The sequence below is a fragment of the Lysinibacillus sp. GbtcB16 genome (assembly GCF_019091145.1).
In the GTDB taxonomy this organism is placed as follows: Bacteria; Bacillota; Bacilli; order Bacillales_A; family Planococcaceae; genus Lysinibacillus; species Lysinibacillus fusiformis.
The window spans coordinates 1-267 of sequence record NZ_JAGXJV010000444.1; the positions used below are offsets into that span (position 1 = coordinate 1).

General features: G+C 34.5%; 1 protein-coding gene. It reads left to right on the forward strand.

Annotated features, from left to right (window positions below):
• A partial coding sequence (locus tag KVT27_RS24855) for a P-loop NTPase family protein (protein WP_217582195.1) occupies window positions 1–267 on the forward strand: 267 nt, incomplete at both ends.

Sequence of the window (267 nt, forward strand, 5' to 3'; positions counted from 1 at the left end):
TCGGACTTTCTGGTATTGGAAAAACAACAGCATTAGAAAGAATTTTATCTTATTATCCACAACTTATTCAGCATAGAGAATATGAGGGAGAGGCTTTGCAACTTACGCAAATATCGTGGTTAAAACTTGATTGTCCTTACGATGGTTCTGTAAAAGGGCTTTGTATAAGTTTCTTCTCTGAACTTGATCGTTTATTGGGTACAAGTTATTTTAAGAAATTTGGTACTAGAAGAAATACAGTTGATGTAATGCTACAACACATGACCC